Source organism: Lachnospira hominis (ex Liu et al. 2021), from assembly GCF_014287955.1.
Taxonomy (GTDB): Bacteria; Bacillota; Clostridia; order Lachnospirales; family Lachnospiraceae; genus Lachnospira; species Lachnospira hominis.
The window spans coordinates 149442-167284 of record NZ_JACOPD010000003.1 but is presented as its reverse complement, the minus strand read 5'-3'; the positions used below and the strand labels follow the sequence as shown (position 1 = coordinate 167284).

Genomic DNA, 17843 nt, shown 5'->3' with positions numbered 1-17843 from the left:
TTTTGCTTATGTGTGATAAAGAAGTAATAGAAGTGTAAAAAATTTTGCCTTTCCTATCCGGTACTTGTCTTTGGTATCGGATAGGGCAGGCGGTCATTCGGGCAAGTCCACCTTGCCGACGAAAGAATAGTAAATCTCAATATCCTGTCTGCGTGTGCCATTTTCATCGTAGCTGCACTCATGCACAACGATTTTCTCTACAAACTCACGTAAGAGGGTGTGGGTCAGTTCTTCAAAGTTCATGTGCTTGCGGACAATGTTCATAAACTTTTCTGCGTTTACGGTAGCTTCCTGTGCTTTGGAAAGCTCCGCCTGTATTCTGGCAACACGCTCTTTCAATTCCTGCTGTTCGGCTTCATAGTCTGCCGAAAGCTCCGTGAAACGCTCGTCAGAAATGCGACCGCTTACGCTGTCCTCATACAGCCGCTTGAAAATAGCGGAAAGTTCACCGATACGCTTTTCGGCAGCTTCCAGTTCCTTTTTCTTGGCGGCGTTCCGGCGTTTGCCGCCGTCCTCGTTCTGCTCGATCAGCAGCTTCATAAACCGGGCTTCATACTTTGCCGCATAGCTCGTCACTTTCCGTAGATTGGAGAGAACGCCCGCAGTCAAAAGGTCGGTGCGGATAAAATGTGCGGTGCAGTCATGGGTGCGCTTTTTGTAGTTCCCGCAGATATAGCAGTCCTGTTTCCGCTTATCGGTCTGGTAACGCTGCTGATACATGACGCTGCCGCAGTCCGCGCAAAAGAGCATACCAGAGAACAAGCCCACTTCATCATAGCGGTTCGGACGCTTGCGCTGTTTGCGTAATTCCTGCACACGCTCCCATGTCTGGGTGTCGATGATAGGCTCATGGTGGTTCTCGAAAATTGCCTGTTTCTCAATGGGATTTTCTATGCTGTGCTTGGTCTTGTAGGACGGTTTCTCCGTCTTGAAGTTCACCAAACAGCCCATGTACTCCCGGTTTTCAAGGATATGCACCACGGTATTTGTCGCCCATTTGCACTCATAGCAGGGGTGATAGCGGCGTGTGCTGCCCGTCCTGCGGTATTCCAGCGTTCCCGGCGTTGGGATTTCCTGCTCGGTCAGCATACGGGCTATCTTGGTCGGACCGTTCCCGGCAAGGCACAGACGGTATATCTGCTTGACCACGGGTGCGGCTTCCTCGTCAATGATGAAGTTTTCGTCCTCGTCCATGAGGTAGCCGTACACGGGTTTGCTCGTAACAGGCTTGCCGCTCATGCCTTTTGACCGTTTTACAGCTTTGATTTTCTTACTCGTATCTCTCACCAGCCATTCGTTGAAAATGTTCCGCAGAGGGGCAAAATCATTGTCGCCCTGTGCGCTGTCTACTCCATCGTTGATGGCGATAAAGCGGACTCCTTTTTGTGGGAAAATCATCTCGGTATACATTCCCACCTGCAGGTAGTTTCGCCCTAACCGTGACATATCCTTTACGATAACGGTAGCCACTTTCCCGGCTTCAATGTCCGCAAGCATGGATTGAAAGCCCGGTCTTTGGAATTTCGCACCAGAATAGCCATCGTCCGTGTACCAGCGCAGATTGGAAAAGCCGTTCTGCTTTGCGTAGGTTTCAAGGATACGCTTCTGGTTGGAAATGGAATTACTTTCGCCTTGCAGCTCGTCCTCATGGGATAGTCTTGGATAAAGGGCAGTGATTTTCTGGGTGGTCTGTCTTAACATAAAATCCTCCGTTTCCGACAGCCAGCCCCACTATTCCGTATTTCGATTATACCACATGGGGCGGCTGTCTGTATAGCGGCTTCTGCTTCTTTACCGCCCGGTAAAATGACGATTTTTCTGTGCGGCTTGTAGCGTTAGGGCGAAAGCTGGGCTTTGTGTCCTGCGGCGGCTTCCGCCTCCAGCACTTTCATCATCTTATCGGCTGCTGTGTCGGTGGTATCTTTTTTGAAAAAGCCGGAAACGACAAGGACGGTGTTGCCCATGCGGATCTCTGTCACGCAGTCCGGGCGGCGTTCCGGGGTGGTGTTCTGCTTGTTCTCTGCCATAGGCAACTCCTTTCATTTCATCAATTCTTTTAGTCTGTTCAGCTTGGCTTGCGCCGTTTCACGGCGGAAGTTCTCTCCCGTAAAGAGGATAGGGGCGCACATTTCCAAAAGGCGGTCATAAATCCGGGCATGGGCGGTGTCCAGCGGATTTTGCAGGCTGTCCAATGTCAGATTGGTGGTAACGATTAAGGGCTTGCGGCTGCGGTAGCGGCTGTCAATCACATTGTAGACCTGTTCTAAACCGTACTCTGTGCCGCGCTCCATTCCAAAATCATCAATGATAAGCAGAGGAAAACGGCAAAGACGCTCGATATACTCGTTGCGCCCCTCAAAGCTGGCGGTCAGGTCATTCAAAATCGCAGAGAAGTTCGTCATGCGGACAGCGACTTCCTGCTCCATGAGGGCATTAGCGATACACCCGGCAAAATAGCTTTTTCCTGTGCCGACCTTGCCCCATAGCAGATAGCCGATATTTTCCTCGCGCATGATTTCCCAATGCTCCACATAGAAGTGTGCAATCTCCATTTGCGGGCATTTCCCGTTGTCGTTGGCGAAAGTCCATTCCTGCATGGTAGGATTGGTAAATCCCCGGCGTTTCAAGTCCTCCACGGTGTCAAGGTGCTTTCTGCGCTGTTCGGCGGCTTCACGCTCCAAACGCTGGGCTTTCTGGCAGTCACATTCTGCCGGGTGGCGGTCACGCCCAAACAGGGCGGCTTGCTTTTCCGGGAAGTAGGCTTCTTTCGGAGTGTGACACTTGCCGCAGTAAAGCAGTCCGTCCTCGCCCGTGTAGTCCTCCGGCTGTGGGGTAACAGCCGCCATATTCAAAACTCGTTCTGTAAACAGATTACTCATAAGCTCTCGCCCTCCTTGCAGGCGTATTCGGGTATGCCCTGTTTCGGGGCAGCCTTTGCGGTATCGTCTGCCGCCCATCTGCGGATAGTGGCGGCGTGGTTTTTATATTTCTTGCCCGTGGACGCGATATAGCCGGAAAGCCGCTCAATGTAGTACGCCCATTTTTCGGGCAGCTCCGCTTGCAGTTCGGAAAGCTCCGTATCAGTCAGAAATACATTCTCATATCTGCCATAGCTGCGGGCGATGGCTTGTCCCTTTAACTCTCCCTCTTTTTCTAACTCTATATCTATCTCTTTCTTTATCTCTATCTCTGGTGGACGAATGTCGGACAAATGTCCGCCATTTGTCCGCGGCGGCAAAAGTGCCTTATTTTCAAGCCTTGCGGCGCGTTTCCGTTCCGCTTCGGTAGAGGATTGACCGATCATCAGCTCGATGTCGGTCATATAAAGCAGCCCGCAGTCAAGCTGCTCCACAAGCCCTAACTGCTGGAAGATGGCTAATGCCCGTTCCACCGTCCCGATTTGGTGACGGGTCAGCGTGGCTATCATCTGGGCGGTATAGGGGATATGCTCGTCAAGCTGCAATCTGCCGCCATTTTTCAGCGATTTTAAGTACAGCTTCAAGAGGATATTGGAATACAAAATCCCGTCTTTCATGTCCTCCAACAGCACAATGGAATCGCTGTCGAAGAAGTTTTCTTTCAGTTTGAGGTAGTAATATTTGCGGTTATCTGCCATTGGCGGTGTCCTCCCTGTGTTTCCATCTCTTAGAGAAATACCGGGGGCAGAGGACGATAATCGCCCGGAAGCTCTGCTTGCAGCCGTGTGTGCAGCCCCGGCAAAGGTCATTGTAGGTAATACGGTTTCGGTGGTTGAGGAAAAAGCTCCATTCCAACCGCCGCTTTTTGCTCATGCGTGGCATTTCTCGCTCCTTTCTGCCGTTTCCGCTGGTATAAGCGGATAGGTCGGTAAAAATGTAGTTTCTCGGTGTCATTTTCGGGGATTTCCTGCGCTGTGCACCCCGTTTCAAAGGTGGGCAGTATTGCGGATAGGGTGCAGGGCATATCCCCGTTTTGGTATCGTTTCGGGGCGGTTTTTAACGCTCATGTTCGTGCTTTTTCTCTCTGTCTTTCTCGCCTTGCAGGATTTGAGAAAGATTGCTTTTCACGGTATGCAGCTCCTTGACACGGGCTCTTTTCTCCCGGTATTCGTTGTAATGGGCGTTCTTTTCGGCGGTAAGCCGCTCGATTTCCGCTTGCAGGGCTTTATGGCTTGGCAGCTTGGAAACGCCATGCGCCCGAAAATAACGGGTGGCTGCGTCCGCTATGATAAAATCGCTTTCGTGCCGTTCCCGGTAGGCGCTGCGGGCTTTTTCCGTTTTCTGCGCTTTCAGACCGTCACGGGCAGGCTTGGTCTTGGCATAGGCAAGCACCTGTGTCTGAAGCTCCTTTTTCTCCCGGATAGCAGCGTCCAGGGCTTTCAGCTTGGCGGTGCTGTCCTGTAAATCCGCATTGGCGGATACAAGGGCTGCGTCCAGCTCCTCCGGCGAATAGCCGTACTGCCCGTAGGCGGCAACGGTAGCCGCCATTTGTTTCAGATTGTGGACTGCCGCCCAGCAATCATAGCCCGCGCCCTTTCCCTCCGCTCGCTTCGCTGCCCGGTCAACCATGCGCTGAATACCGTCCTTTTCCGGGGTGGTTTGGACAGCTTTTTTGCCCTGCAAACGCTCCCTTATGTTGCGGGGGTATTCGGGTACGGTTGCGGTCTGCTCGGCGGCTCTGTGGGCGTTCTGTTCCAAAAGGGCAAGAACGGCAGCGCGGTCAAAATCATCTCCCAGCTTGCGGGCGGTAATGGGCTTTGTCCTGTCCGGCGTGAGGTAGGATAGCCGCCCTCGGCTCTCCTTGACAGTCACGCCCTGTTGCAAGAGAACGGCGGCGAACTCGCCATAGCTTGCGGCAGAGGACAGCGCGGTGCGTATGGTCTGCCGCAATTTTTCCTTGTCTGTTTCAAACTTCGTGGGCTTGGCTGGCTGCTCCTCGGCTGGCAAGGCAGCAGCTTCCTTGTCCAGCTTTGCCTGCCCTTTCCGCTGCGCCCAATACTCACGCTCGGTAATGCGGTTTTTGCTGCCATGCAAAAGGTCGATTTGATAGAGATTTTCCCGGTGGCACAGCTCCATGACTTCGGCTTTGAAGTATTCCATCGCCGCGTCTGTGCAGCGGTGTTTGCACCCGGTGCGGGTGTCTGCCGGTCTGTCCATGTAAGGCAGGAACGGAACTTCCTCTATCCGCAGAGAATTGATAACGATATGCACATGGATATTGCCGCTGTGGTTGTGTCCGTCCGGGTGGGTGCAGACAATGGCTTGGTGTCCGGGAAACTGCTTCCGGCAAAATTCCTCGCCCAACGCCTGCGCCCGGTCTACGGTCAAACCGTTGTCCACCGCGTCCCGTGGGTCAAAGCTGATAATGTAGTGGTGGCTTTTTACATCTTCCCGCTTCTGGTTCTTCCCATAGCGGAGATTGGAGCGCATACAGGCAACGGCAAAATCCTCGTCGCCGCAGTTCAGCGTGGCTATTCGATAGTCCTCCCTGAGCATGAGCCGCCCGTTTTCATCAAGGGTGGGCTTCATGGTAAACTCGTCATGTTCAAAGGTGAGGTACTGCTCGGCTGCGCCATAATCCGCATTTTTAGAGCTGATATGTTTGAATGTTGCCAACAGCGTCACCTACCTTTCGCAGGACTTCAAACTTCAAGGCAGCAAGGTCAGAAATGGCGGCGCGGACTTCAACGGACAGGGCGTTGTATGGTGTGCCGTACTCGTTGAGGGCGCGGGCAATCTGATTGAGGTTGCCACCGATTTTTCCGTATTCGGCGGTCAGCCTGCCAACGGCGGACAACAGTTCATCATTGACCGGGGAAACGGTAACGATGGGGCGAATGGTCGCCCGTGTAATGGCTTGCCGGATAAATTCGGCTTGGCTCATGTCATAGTGTTTCAGCCGCTCGGTAAAGTCGGCGTATTCTTCCTCGGTCATGCGGGTTTTGACCACATGGCAGCGGTGGGGTGTGTTGTATTTTTTCTTCAAGCGTTGACCTCCTTTCTCGCCCGACAGGGCGCATGAGCAGGGTTTGGGGAAGGCACTCCCCAACAAGATTTACCAAAGGGGCAAAACCGCAGATATGCGGATTTTGGCACCGTGGTAGAATCTTGCTCTAAAAAACTACCGCTTTCCTCGGCGGCTCTGGTTTGCGGATATACTGGCTTGCTCCACCAATATAGCGATTGCGGCGGCGTGTTCTGCCCGCTGTTCACCACTACAACGGTGAAAAGGGGGCGTTTTGGCAAACGCAGCGAAAATTTTTTTATTTTCCCTGTCTGCTCCCTACAACAATCCGGCGGTGTGGTTTGCCAAAGATTTTTGAAAATGGGCGCAAAAAAAGCAGTAAACCTTTTCAAGATTTACTGCTTATCTGCCGCTGTGATGGGCGGCGGTATTAAATTGTCAGCCGTTTTTCAAATGGAATTTATCTGCAATCGCTTTCTTTCCGCTTTCCAATTCCTTTTCTGTAATCTTCCATAATCCTAACGCAATGATCTGCTATCTTTTGCATTCCGAGTTCTTCAAAAAAGGCAATTTGTATTTTCATCAGTTCTTCACAAACAGTCAACTTCTGCTCATCCATATTGCTAATAGCAAGCCATGGGAACGCTTTATATTTCTTAGTGTCCCCAATGAGAAAATTGTACCCTATCAACTCATTTTCACGGAAAACGAAATAGAATTGTGGGCCTGAACCTGGAACTGACTTTTCCATAATTTGCTGCATTGTTCTCACGCCGCCGTATGCCGGAAAAAAACCTATTCGCTCAAGAGCATTTAATATGTCAATCCTTTTATCTGTGGGTATGTCTCTATAATTGATAATCTGTTCCATTTGCTCTACCCTCATTGAAGTTTAATTTGTCAGGCTCTAATTATACAACTTTTCTGTTTAGCGGTCAAAGCGGAACTTCAACAGGCTTTCTATCAGTTGCCTGACGATATGCTCCTGCATATCCGTGTTAATCTGTCCGTCCATTTTCGCACAAGAGCGGACATATCCCGCATAATGGGATAGGACGGCGGCAACAGCTTCCGGGTCGCCCTCGCTTGCCTTAACGATTGTCTCATAGGGAAGTAGCTGGCTCATAGGACAAACCCTCCAACTCTGCCCGTAGCCGCCGTAAAATCATCTGAATACGCCGCCCGGTTGTGTTGCCAGCCCGTCCATATCTCCGTCCAATCTCCCTATGCGTCAATCGTTGGAAGTAGTACAAGAAAATGATTTCCTGTTCCATCTGTGATAGTGCGGACAGGGCTGCGGCAAGCTCTGGACTTTCCAAAAGCACCATCTGACCACAGACGAAAAGCGGATAGCTGGTCATGCCGGATTGCTCCGCAAAGTATTTATCTGTGGTACTGAATGGATAGTGTTTTTCTTCTATCAGATATTCAAGCGAGATTTCCCGCTTGCGGCGGCTCCGTATGCTCCGGGCTGCGTCTATGGCAGCGTGGCGAATAACAGTCTTGCAAAAGGCATCGTGTGTATGCCGGATATGTTCTTGATACTTTTCGTGTTCGGTCATGGAAAATCCCCCTTTCTGAATAATGGCAGAGGGCGGCAGCATCTTGTGCTGTCGCCCTCTTGATTACCGAACAGCAAAGACGGGCGGGGCTGTCAACGGCGGCGCATTTGCGCCGTTCATCTTGACCGTTGACAGGCTCGGCTGGGTTTGCTATCTGCTCACGGCAATTCACTCTCATTGATAGGAATTGCCTCAAGTTCCGTATTCAAATTGTTCCAATAAGAGCCGATATCCGCACTTGTGAAATACTTAAAACCGCCTGCTGCTGACTTCAATTCGCCGTTTTTAACCCCATAGCAGGCGTAAATCAAATCGTAGCTTGTTCCATCTGAGAGGTTAAATCTAAAGCTGGTCACATCTGCTCCGGCAGTTTCCTCAGTCGTTTTGTCTTTTAGGGATAAGCCCTTGAACTTATCATACAGGGTCTTTATATCATTTTCAGCAACAACTACTTTCTTTTCTGCTGATGCAGGCACTCCGTCATAGTGGTACATTTCAACGTTTTCGACATCTTCAACCTCAAATGGGAAGTCGATTTTGACAGGCTCATAAGCAATGTTTATAGGTAACAGAAAGAGAGCTGTAAAAATTGCAATGATACAAAGAGCGATGGAAACGAGAACAGCAATCGTTATCTTTTTTCTGCCTCTCTGCTTTTCTTTTGCCTCATGGCGCATAATAACGCTTTCGCTTTCTTCGTGAAGAACATCTTCGCTCGTGTGAGAAAGCAATTTCTGATAAATTGCGTTACAGTCAGCACAGGCGTTCAAATGCTCTTTTACCATCTCTGCGCTTGCTTCGCTGCAAGCATCGTCAACATACAGCGGAAGAATATCTCGAACAATATCGCATTGTTTACTCATGCTTTTCATCCATCCTTTCTTGAATTTTTAGCTTTGCACGATGATAAGTAACTCTCGCCCATGATTCTGTTTTTCCAAAAATTGCAGCGATTTGTGAAAAAGATAGTTCCCCGAATACGCGAAGCTGAAAGACTTCTTTGTATGGTTCTTCCAAACGGTGAAGAACGAGGTGTATGCGGAACGCCATGTCAGAATCTGCAACTGAGTTCTCAACATTTTCATTTGATGGCAAGTCATTGATTTCACTCACATCAGCTACTCGCTGACGGCTTCGCATTTCATCATGGTAAAGATTTTTTGCTATGGAGCAGAGCCATGTCAATTCATCTGACTTACCTTTGAATTGTGATGTTGTAGAAACAGCCTTATAGAATGTGTTCTGCGTGATTTCCTCTGCTATCTCACGATTTTTGGCAAGAGAAATAGTATACGAGTATACCTGTAAATAGTAGGCTTTATAGAGTTTTTCATAGTCCATACTTGTCATCACCTCCTTCAGCTTCATAGGTTAGACGGAGAAATCGGAATTTCGTTACAAAGAAGTTTGAAATTTTTATACCTTTACGCTACTCTTGCTTTGTGCGGACTATTGGTAGACGCGCATTAACGGCAAGTAAAGAGATTGCTGTGTCAGCTTGATATGTTCAAATGCTAATTAAGTATAGCATACAGCTATGAATTTTTCTATTGCGTTCCCCTGACTTCGGAATAGTGGCAGGGCTGGCTATCCTTGTTTTGCTTTGTGCTTCTCTACCGTACATGAGCATTCTTTGCCGATGTATTTTTTGTACCAGCCACCATATCATCCATAGATGATTTTTTACTCTGCTGTTCCTTTCTCTGTTCAATCTGGTGCTGTCTTAACTGTTGATTGAGATTTGTAATTTCCTGTTGTATCTCCTGACGTTTCTTCATCTTATCCTCTAATGACAGTTCTTCATTTGATGATAAGTCCTGCAATTTCTGCTGTGCATTTGCAATCTGATTCTGAATATTTTTACTCACAGAATCATTCGCCTGTGCCATTCCCATTGCTCCTGTCTGCGTATTCGTTTCGTTAAATCCATTAATTTTCATCATTTTAATCCTCCTTGTTTTGCGAAGCAAAATGCGACTGTCCATACAGGAGCAGAGGATTTTACCTCCTTGAGCTAATACTCTGAAATCCGTTTCCTGAAAATCTGTATAACATGATTTCTCTTTATTTTTTCTTTCGGCATATCTTTCTTCACAATAAACTGTGATGTTGTGAACCGCCCTTTTTTCGTTGTGAAGCAGTCTGAAAATGCTTTTCAGACTGTCGCAGTGCTCCTCAAATATTGTTGCAAGCAACATATTTTCATCGCTACCTGCACAAAAAAAGCACTACATATTTCTGTAATTTACAAAATACATAGTGCCAATTTATTTCTTTATTCTACCTGCATCATAATGCTAAGGATTACTTCCTCATTTCCCTGCTCCAAAGATATATCTCCCATATACATCCTGGCAACCCGGCGAATGTTATTCAAACCCATTCCATGTTCCATCCCAGATTTGGTTGTTTCTGGCAAATCGCTATCACCAAAATTAAGCTGACCCCCAAAACTGTTTTTTATGGTTATCATAAAGATACTGTTTTTCCGAAAAGAAGAAATGCTGATATACGGATCATCTCCACTTACATTTTCCATGCAGTTATTCAAGGCATTATTCATGATCACACTCAAATCAAATGCATTTAACTTCGTATTCTGCGGATAATGAAAATCCGACAGAAACCGAATCTGCCTTTCTTTTGCTTCTCTCAGCTTTTCCATCAAAATGACATCAATTACCGGACTTCCTGTCTTTATCTCCGGAGATACCTTGTCCCATTCATTTTTCAGATGTTCCAAGTATTCTGTAGCATCATCCATATTATTATGTGCCACCAGATGTTCCAGTGTCTGTATATGATTTCCCATATCATGGCGCATGGAGCGGATATCCCGATACAACTTTTCGACTTCCTCGATATGCTTTTTCATGTCACTGATCTGATTTAATACCAGCTCTTGTCCCCGCTGTTCTTCCTGCATCTCTTTCCAGTTTTGAAACATTACAATCACAACAAGAATAGCAACTATGGAAATCAGATAGTGTAAAAAGCTTAAAGCTCCATAAAATCCATATGTATCAATCAAGTTCTTTCCAGTATCTCTTTCGTATACCATGAGATAATATTGTAAAATGCCATACCCAGTGACGCCTACAAGTGAAGGTATAATAAGCATTACCATCTCTTTGACGCTCATTTCATCTTTTTTGTATATATACGCTTTATTGATCAGTCCTATTGCAACCGCAATAAAAGCAATACAAAGTACAATATCCAAAACTCTGGTTCCAACATATAGTCCGTATTGCAACCACACTTTTTCTGCACTCATATTCCGAAATACAAGTGCTTTTGTAACAAGATCATCAAGTCTGGCTGCCATTGCAACCGTTAACCATCGGATAGAAAAGAACGTAATTGCAAGAAATATTTTCTGATATATATTTCTTCTGTCCTCTACATACATTGCAAGAAACGCTGCTATAACTCCAATCAGATATGCGGAAAAATTATCAATCTGTGGCGGAATCATATATAAAACAAGCATAATCGTAATATAAACAATACTGACTGCCACAGCCCCTTTTTTCTTTTTTATATAGGGACAAACAAATTTTCCAAAATAGATTCCTGTAATCATAAGGAGTGCAATAACAGAAATTTTCGATGTAACCATCCAGCATTTTTCTACCAAACTCATCCGATTTCTTTTCCTTTCCTCTGATTATATTTCAAATATTGTTTTACAAACTCAGAATAATTCTGTTTTGCAATCAATGCAGTTCCATTTTCCATCGTCACACAATTTGCATCATATTTCTGAACATATTTGAAATGTACGAGGTAGGCTCTGTGTGTACGAAAAAAATCTGCTCCCGCAATTTCACTCAGTTCCTGCAATTTTCCATAATATTCAATATTCGTATCCCGTGTATGGATAATGACTTTTCGATTATATACCTCAGCATACACAATATCCTTCAAAAACACTTTCATATGGCTTCCTCCGGACTGCACCATCATGTATTTTTCATCCGATTGATTTTCAGAATATTTTTCAATGCTTCTGACTGCACGTTTCACAACTTCCTCAAATTTTTCATCTGAAAATGGTTTCACCAGATAATGAAATGCTGCAACATCAAATGCCTGAAAAACATACTCCTCCACAGCAGTTACAAATATCAATACCATTCTTTCATTTTTCTGACGCAGAATCCTTGCCGTTTCCATTCCATCCATTCCTGGCATCTGAATATCTAAAAATAGAATATCCGGCTCACAACCACTTGCAATCAATTCATCACCAGATAAATATTTTTCTATTACTACATCCGGTAATAATTTCTTTATTTTTTCTTCTAATATCAATCCTATAGATTTTTCATCATCGCAGATTGCTATTTGCATCTTGTCACTTCCTTACTCACATACAATTATATTTATTATATCGGAAAAAGTCTTTTAATAGCTAGCCACCATGTTGTGAACCGACCTTTTTTTGTTGTGAAATAGAATATCACATATATCGCTTTATCTGCTTCCTGTTAATACGCAAAAGCACTGTATCTCAAACTCATTGAAATACCATGCTTCCCCACATTTTCTATATCGTCCTATTGATATTATTATTAGATAAATGCATGTAAAACTTCTTTTACATAGCTTAATTGCGGTCTATTTAGCTTGTTTCCTGACTACTCAGGAAAAATATTTCTACCCTCGCCCCACCTGTATTTTCAGAATTTGAAAGTTTAATACCTCCACCATATTTTTCAGCCACAGTTTTTGCAAAAAATAGTCCCATCCCATAATGGGCTTCGCCATTTCTACTTGTGTCATCCATAAAAAACTGCTCTGTGCCATGCAATAATGCTTCTTTTGTAAATCCTGATCCGCTATCCTCCACAATGAATGTCAGCCGGCCATCCTGCTCCTTTGCGTCAATATAAATGATTCCATTTTCTTTTGTATGCTCCACTGCATTCTGAATCATATTCATTACGGCCCGGAACATTGGATCATAAGCAATCGTTACCTTTTTATCACTTTGTCCCTCCTTCCAATCTATTTTCTGGTGATAGATTTCTACCAATCCGAGTGCCTGTTCCTTTATATCTGCGAAAAAATCTTCTAACCTCACCGTTGTATAGGTAACATCACTGCAATTCCATGATTTTGTGACATCTATCAACTGTTTTACATAACTTTGTATCTGTGTTGTGCCGTTCAAAACATAAGTGATATTATTCTTCTGTTCTGTGGTCAGTTCAGTCTCTGAAAGTAGTTCTGCATTTCCCCGTACAATCGTAAGAGGTGTTTTAATATCATGTGCCAAAGCAGACATCTGTTGTTTCTTTTCCTGCTCTGTTTTCCACTGCTTTTCTAAAGATTCTCGCAATGCATCTCGCATATCATCGATTGCCGATAAACAGTCATCAAACTCTTTGATACCGGAACAGGATGTCTCATATTCCAGATTTTGATCCTTTATTTGTCTGATTGCGTCTAATACAGGCTGCATCTGCTTTTTGATTCTTTTTCCAAAACGTATGGACGGAATGATGATAATCGCTACCGCTCCAATCACTGACATAATACTCATCACATTCTGTGGTCCTATAAAATGCTCCCTCAAAAAAGCTGAATGATATTGAGGTGTAAGGCGATATTGCAATACAACATATTCATTTTCCCTTACAATTACTTTATAAAAATATTTCCCGGATGCGTTTCCGTACTTTGCAACATTCCATGCTATCTGTTCGTATTGTTCTGACAGATCTCCACCTATTTTCTCTCCATTCTCTGAAAAGATTACATAATCACAAAGTGCAGGAATCATCTCAGCAGTTACTTTATCCGCACGTAAAATCGTATCATATGCTTCATTAATCTTTTGCTCTGCATAATTCGCCGGATAGATACAGCCCACACTAATCAAAAGGTACAGCAGCAGCCAAGCAACAATCACCAAACCTACTAATGATCCAAGCATGACCAGTACATATCTCATAAAAATCCAGCTGAGTGCATTGCTTCTCTTTACTCTTCCCATTTATATCCAATCCCCCAGACTGTTTTTATCGGTGTATAATCATAATCCGCAAATTTTGCTCTTATATTTTTGATATGCGTGATTATAGTACTGTCATTACTCTCATTGTCAAAGCCAAAGACCGCTTCCAATATCTGTTCCTTCGAGAAAACCTGTCCTCTGTTTTTAGCCAGGAATTCACAAATTTCGTACTCCGCTTTCGTAAGAGGAAGTTCCTTATCATCAACCAATAGTTTCTTTTGAGATATTTGAATACAGACCCTCCCCAAAACCATCCGGACAGAATGTTCCCTGTGCTCTCTTCTAAGATGTGCATTGATCCTTGCCCGAAGTTCCATCACTCCAAATGGCTTTGAAATATAATCATCTGCTCCTAAAGAAAGTCCGTTTACCAGACTGTTTTCCTCCGTTTTTGCCGTAAGAAACAAAATCGGACAATCCACAAGTGCCCTGATTCTTTTGCATAATTCGAAGCCATCAATTCCAGGCATCATAATGTCCAGTAAAATCAGGTCATAACGATGTAATTCTTCCATATTAATTTTTAGTGGATTACTTACTTTGGTAACCAGATGTCCATCCTTATTCAAAATGCTTTCTATCATTTCCAAAATTGCCGGTTCATCATCAACTGCCAGTATTTTTGCCATAGTTTCCCTCGATTCTATTCCGATATTCTGTTTCCTTCCCAGTGGTTTACCCACCAAAAATAGTATACCATACTAATCCCTGTAAATATTAAGCAACCTGGTATGAATGACAACCATTCACCTACACTAGTTTCTCCCAATACAGATTGCAGATAAGTATATGGTACTCTACCCGTCCAGCAGACAAATACATATTTCCACACATAATCTCCAAGTCCGGTAAGCATCAATGCACTAATTAGTCCTGATATAATCCCTGCTCCAATGGATACCCCTTTTCCAAACTGAAAAGCCAGAATCAGCTGCCACAGATAAAGTGGAACACTGCTTCCCCACAGCAGCAATGCTGCAAATATACATCCTTTCATGATTTCGATATCGCTTGATGCGATTCTTCCAAATCCAATTCCGAATATGATTGCTGTCAATAGGATAGAGCACAGACACAAAACCAGTAGCATCAACAGTTTCGATAAAAATGCTGTAAGTTTATCTGGTAAAGACAACAGGTTTTGAAAATTACCTGCATTTTGTTCTTGTTCCATCACACTTGCTGTAAAAATTCCAATAAGTACTGGAAGTCCTGCTCCTATTGCCTGATAAAATGCAATCACTTTCATATTTTCATTCCATGGTGAAAAAAAGTAATATATTAAAAATATAACGCTGGTTATAATCGGAATCAGTAAGTGTGCCAGAATCACAGATGTTCCTTTCATCTTTCGCAAGTCTGCATTAAGAGATCTTCCAATCATCTTATTTCACCTCTCTTCTCTCAAACCATTTCAAAAACAGAACCGTTGCAAGAACAAACCAGATGATTGAGAGGCAGATTCCCGGAACAATAACTCCCGTATCCAAAAGAGGATTTCCGGCTTCTGCTGCAAGACCATTCGGTAAAACATGAAGCAACGGGCACATGATTCGCATAGGGATTGCAGAAACAAGTACATACCAGATTCTGGTTTGTGATATTACCACACCGCTGACGGTAATAAATAGGCAGACGAACAGGTTTACAATCATTCCAAATCGTTCACTTAAAAATAAAGCTACCGGAATCTCCCATAACTCAGAAACCGTCAGAAACAATACTGCAATCAACGCTCCTCCAACTGGAACATGTGTCGTTAGAAGAAAGCCTCCAAGCGTTGCTCCTGCAAACACAATCACATTAGAAAACAAAATCATGTACCCAATATAAATAATTTTCCCCAGCAACAATTTTCTTCTGTCTGTGGGAATAGTCATTAAATGATAGTATTTTATCTTTTTCTCCTGTGCCACAGAAAGATAACAAAATAGAGCAATCATCCCCGGCAGCAAAAGTGTATACCACCAGTTCCAAACACTTTCTGCATAAGCATTTGTCATCCCAAGAGTAAATATAAATGCCATGACAAATGTAAGAAGAGGAAATCCCCAGATAAACTTTTTTCGCATGGTTCTTTTGGCTTTTTGATGTTCTGCTTTTATAATATTAACCATGGATTTCACCTGCTTTCTGGTTTTTTCTTACCACATTCATAAACAAATCTTCAAGATTATCTCCCTGCTTTAATGCTCCTTCGTATCCTAAGATTCCACCTGAAATAATCCCGACTTTATCTGCAAGTAACTGTACCTCTGAGAGAATATGACTGGAGAGAATTACAGTGATTCCCTGTTCCGGAAAAGACCGGATCAGCTCTCGTAATTCCTCGATGCCTATTGGATCTAATCCATTCGTAGGTTCATCCAATATCAAAAGTTCCGGTTCTCCAAGCAATGCCATTGCAATGCCTAGTCTTTGCTTCATCCCCAAAGAAAACTGTCCTGCTTTCTTCTTTCCGGTGTTTGTAAGTGATACAATCTGCAAGACCTCATCAATTCTGTTTTCATCTGTACCAAGCAATAATTGTCTTACCTTCAAATTCTCTCTGGCGGAAAGATTTTCATAAATAGGCGGATTTTCAATTAACGCTCCTATTTTTGATAAATCTTTCCTATCTAAAAGTTTTCCATCAAAGTAAATCTTTCCTGCAGTTGGTTTCATCATACCAGTCAACATTTTCAATGTGGTAGATTTTCCCGCACCATTCGGTCCAAGCAGTCCATAAATCTGTTCCTTTTCGATATTAAGTGAAACATTATTTACCGCTTTCTGCTTTCTAAAATATTTACACAAATTTTGTGTCTGCAACATCATTTCCATCTTTACTATCCTTCCTTCCATATTTCATTTCTTACTGAAATATAACCTAACAGAAAAAAATAAAGATTTGATGAAGATTGCTAAATAATTCGTCTACTCTATTTTTATTCTCGTATGGAATAAACCATCAATTGAATATCATTATCAGAACTCAGCTTTCCACTGAAATCAGCAAAGCTGTTACAAATACGAAGTCCTAATTTACCGAATATCTCCGTGATTTCATCCAAACTATATAACCTTATAGGATTTCCTGCTTTCATTTCAGGCTTATAAAGTGCTTCTCCATACATATAGTCTACCTGCCCATATATCAGCGTTTTTCTATCCTTCTCCCATTCAAAAGCAGATAATGTAACTATTGTATTACCGGAAATAAGCTCTGTCACTGACACCGATAATGCATTGGCAATGGATTCTAATAGTGTGATATCCGGATATCCTTTCGCTGTTTCCCATTTGGAAATTGTCTTTGCACTGACTGACAACTTATCTGCCAGTTGCTGTTGTGTCATGTTTTTTTCCTCACGCAGTCTCTTTATAACTGCACCTGTTACATACTGATTCATGTTCGTTACCTCCATGACACCATTCTATTTCAGCGTATGAATATCCTCAACCTACGGAGAGTAGAGTTTGAATTTGCTCATTTATTTTTCCATCCCATCCAGAAGCTTTATAAATCTTTTATCATTCATCTGCTCATTCGTGACATATTCTCCGTTATAAAACAATGCATAGGTTGTAACCGGTGTCGGAGCATTCTGTGCTTCTTCTTTCGTTTCCAGTCTGATTGCCTGAAACGGAACCTCTCTTTCCTTGGCAACTTCAAGAAGCATCGGAACATATTTTGCATTAAACGGACATTGATTGGTATAGTACAATACATAGCCTGCCTGCTCAATGTGTGGATGCTTCGCACACTCCTTAAATTCAGGCTTAGCCGCATCCAAAGAAAAAGGCAGATACCAAAGCTGAATACCATTATCTGCTTCATCACAGACTGTAAAGTCCTTATATTTCAGGAACTCCGGGTCTGCCAGAAAAGGCTTTTTCTTGGCGGCTGACAGGATACAGATTCCCTTTTTCCCCTTTGCTTTGCTGTCTTCTATACAGGCATTCAGTAAATCAGTCGAATAACCATTGCCTTTGAAAGAACCAGCCACCCACAAACAGTCAATATACATATAACCCTCTGCCATGATTGGATTCCATGCATTTTCTGCCGGAATATACTCGATAAAGCATTTTCCACGCTCTATACTCTTGAGAAATACCAATCCATCATCAAATCGCTCTTTCAGCCAGTTTTTCTTTGATATTACCTGTATATCCCTGTTCCTTGAAATCGCACAGCAGATATGCTCTTTTTCAATATTTTCTTTCGTCACTCTTATATATTTCATGAATTTTCTCCTTATTCTTAAAGTTTAAATCGTCTGACGCTGATTCCGATACGGATTCATCATGTAATGTGCTCACAGATGTAT

21 protein-coding genes and 1 pseudogene are annotated in these 17843 nt (G+C 43.8%); all 22 read right to left on the bottom strand.

The window, feature by feature from the left end; all coding sequences use genetic code 11:
- Positions 1-93 precede the first annotated feature (93 nt).
- The 22 genes and pseudogenes from H8S01_RS05380 to H8S01_RS05280 all read right to left on the bottom strand — a co-directional run bounded on the left by H8S01_RS05380 (position 94) and on the right by H8S01_RS05280 (position 17759).
- A complete protein-coding gene (locus tag H8S01_RS05380) occupies positions 94-1701 on the bottom strand; it encodes a recombinase family protein (protein ID WP_186836446.1) in 1608 nt (535 codons plus the stop codon).
- 134 nt (positions 1702-1835) lie between these two features.
- Positions 1836-2027, bottom strand: coding sequence for a transposon-encoded TnpW family protein (locus H8S01_RS05375; RefSeq protein ID WP_005946147.1), 192 nt, complete (start codon positions 2025-2027; stop codon positions 1836-1838).
- 12 nt (positions 2028-2039) lie between these two features.
- Positions 2040-2879, bottom strand: a complete 840-nt coding sequence (locus tag H8S01_RS05370) for an ATP-binding protein (protein WP_008402238.1) — start codon at positions 2877-2879, stop codon at positions 2040-2042.
- Positions 2876-3616, bottom strand: coding sequence for a phage replisome organizer N-terminal domain-containing protein (locus H8S01_RS05365; protein ID WP_044945867.1), 741 nt, complete (start codon positions 3614-3616; stop codon positions 2876-2878). Before H8S01_RS05365 ends, H8S01_RS05370 begins: the two co-directional genes overlap by 4 nt.
- A complete protein-coding gene (locus H8S01_RS14020) occupies positions 3606-3800 on the bottom strand; it encodes a hypothetical protein (protein ID WP_006573562.1) in 195 nt (64 codons plus the stop codon). Before H8S01_RS14020 ends, H8S01_RS05365 begins: the two co-directional genes overlap by 11 nt.
- A 174-nt stretch (positions 3801-3974) precedes the next feature.
- Positions 3975-5594: a relaxase/mobilization nuclease domain-containing protein gene (locus H8S01_RS05360; RefSeq protein ID WP_044945864.1), complete on the bottom strand. Its 1620-nt coding sequence runs from the start codon at positions 5592-5594 to the stop codon at positions 3975-3977.
- Positions 5566-5964: a plasmid mobilization protein gene (locus H8S01_RS05355; protein ID WP_040647222.1), complete on the bottom strand. Its 399-nt coding sequence runs from the start codon at positions 5962-5964 to the stop codon at positions 5566-5568. Before H8S01_RS05355 ends, H8S01_RS05360 begins: the two co-directional genes overlap by 29 nt.
- A gap of 439 nt (positions 5965-6403) precedes the next feature.
- On the bottom strand, positions 6404-6829 hold the full coding sequence (locus H8S01_RS05350; protein WP_005921288.1) for a hypothetical protein: 426 nt from the start codon (positions 6827-6829) through the stop codon (positions 6404-6406).
- A 42-nt stretch (positions 6830-6871) separates the two neighbouring features.
- Complete coding sequence (locus H8S01_RS05345; protein WP_005921293.1) at positions 6872-7069, bottom strand: helix-turn-helix domain-containing protein; 198 nt, start codon at positions 7067-7069, stop codon at positions 6872-6874.
- Positions 7047-7547: an RNA polymerase sigma factor gene (locus H8S01_RS05340; RefSeq protein ID WP_004853592.1), complete on the bottom strand. Its 501-nt coding sequence runs from the start codon at positions 7545-7547 to the stop codon at positions 7047-7049. Before H8S01_RS05340 ends, H8S01_RS05345 begins: the two co-directional genes overlap by 23 nt.
- 116 nt (positions 7548-7663) lie before the next feature.
- Positions 7664-8368, bottom strand: a complete 705-nt coding sequence (locus H8S01_RS05335) for a zf-HC2 domain-containing protein (protein ID WP_015527904.1) — start codon at positions 8366-8368, stop codon at positions 7664-7666.
- The gene (locus tag H8S01_RS05330) at positions 8361-8873 is read right to left on the bottom strand and encodes an RNA polymerase sigma factor (RefSeq protein WP_003533443.1); all 513 of its coding nucleotides are present in this window, start codon (positions 8871-8873) and stop codon (positions 8361-8363) included. The genes H8S01_RS05335 and H8S01_RS05330 overlap by 8 nt, the downstream gene beginning before the upstream one ends.
- Before the next feature lie 263 nt (positions 8874-9136).
- Positions 9137-9445, bottom strand: a pseudogene (locus tag H8S01_RS05325) (FlxA-like family protein); the annotation flags it as partial.
- 335 nt (positions 9446-9780) lie between these two features.
- Entirely contained in the window at positions 9781-11151 is a 1371-nt protein-coding gene (locus tag H8S01_RS05320; RefSeq protein ID WP_186836445.1) for a sensor histidine kinase, read from the bottom strand.
- Positions 11148-11861 carry a LytR/AlgR family response regulator transcription factor gene (locus H8S01_RS05315; protein WP_186836444.1) on the bottom strand — a complete coding sequence of 238 codons (714 nt, stop codon included), beginning with the start codon at positions 11859-11861 and terminating at the stop codon, positions 11148-11150. The genes H8S01_RS05320 and H8S01_RS05315 overlap by 4 nt, the downstream gene beginning before the upstream one ends.
- Positions 11862-12132: 271 nt before the next feature.
- The gene (locus tag H8S01_RS05310; protein WP_186836443.1) at positions 12133-13509 is read right to left on the bottom strand and encodes a sensor histidine kinase; all 1377 of its coding nucleotides are present in this window, start codon (positions 13507-13509) and stop codon (positions 12133-12135) included.
- Positions 13497-14159, bottom strand: coding sequence for a response regulator transcription factor (locus H8S01_RS05305; protein ID WP_006858444.1), 663 nt, complete (start codon positions 14157-14159; stop codon positions 13497-13499). The genes H8S01_RS05310 and H8S01_RS05305 overlap by 13 nt, the downstream gene beginning before the upstream one ends.
- Before the next feature lie 14 nt (positions 14160-14173).
- On the bottom strand, positions 14174-14914 hold the full coding sequence (locus H8S01_RS05300; RefSeq protein WP_021737750.1) for a lantibiotic immunity ABC transporter MutG family permease subunit: 741 nt from the start codon (positions 14912-14914) through the stop codon (positions 14174-14176).
- 1 nt (position 14915) lies between these two features.
- A complete protein-coding gene (locus H8S01_RS05295) occupies positions 14916-15647 on the bottom strand; it encodes a lantibiotic immunity ABC transporter MutE/EpiE family permease subunit (protein ID WP_186836442.1) in 732 nt (243 codons plus the stop codon).
- Complete coding sequence (locus tag H8S01_RS05290) at positions 15640-16353, bottom strand: lantibiotic protection ABC transporter ATP-binding protein (protein ID WP_117854318.1); 714 nt, start codon at positions 16351-16353, stop codon at positions 15640-15642. Before H8S01_RS05290 ends, H8S01_RS05295 begins: the two co-directional genes overlap by 8 nt.
- A 104-nt stretch (positions 16354-16457) precedes the next feature.
- Positions 16458-16922: a helix-turn-helix domain-containing protein gene (locus tag H8S01_RS05285; protein ID WP_186836441.1), complete on the bottom strand. Its 465-nt coding sequence runs from the start codon at positions 16920-16922 to the stop codon at positions 16458-16460.
- An 81-nt stretch (positions 16923-17003) separates the two neighbouring features.
- The gene (locus tag H8S01_RS05280) at positions 17004-17759 is read right to left on the bottom strand and encodes an N-acetyltransferase (RefSeq protein ID WP_186836440.1); all 756 of its coding nucleotides are present in this window, start codon (positions 17757-17759) and stop codon (positions 17004-17006) included.
- Positions 17760-17843 lie beyond the last annotated feature (84 nt).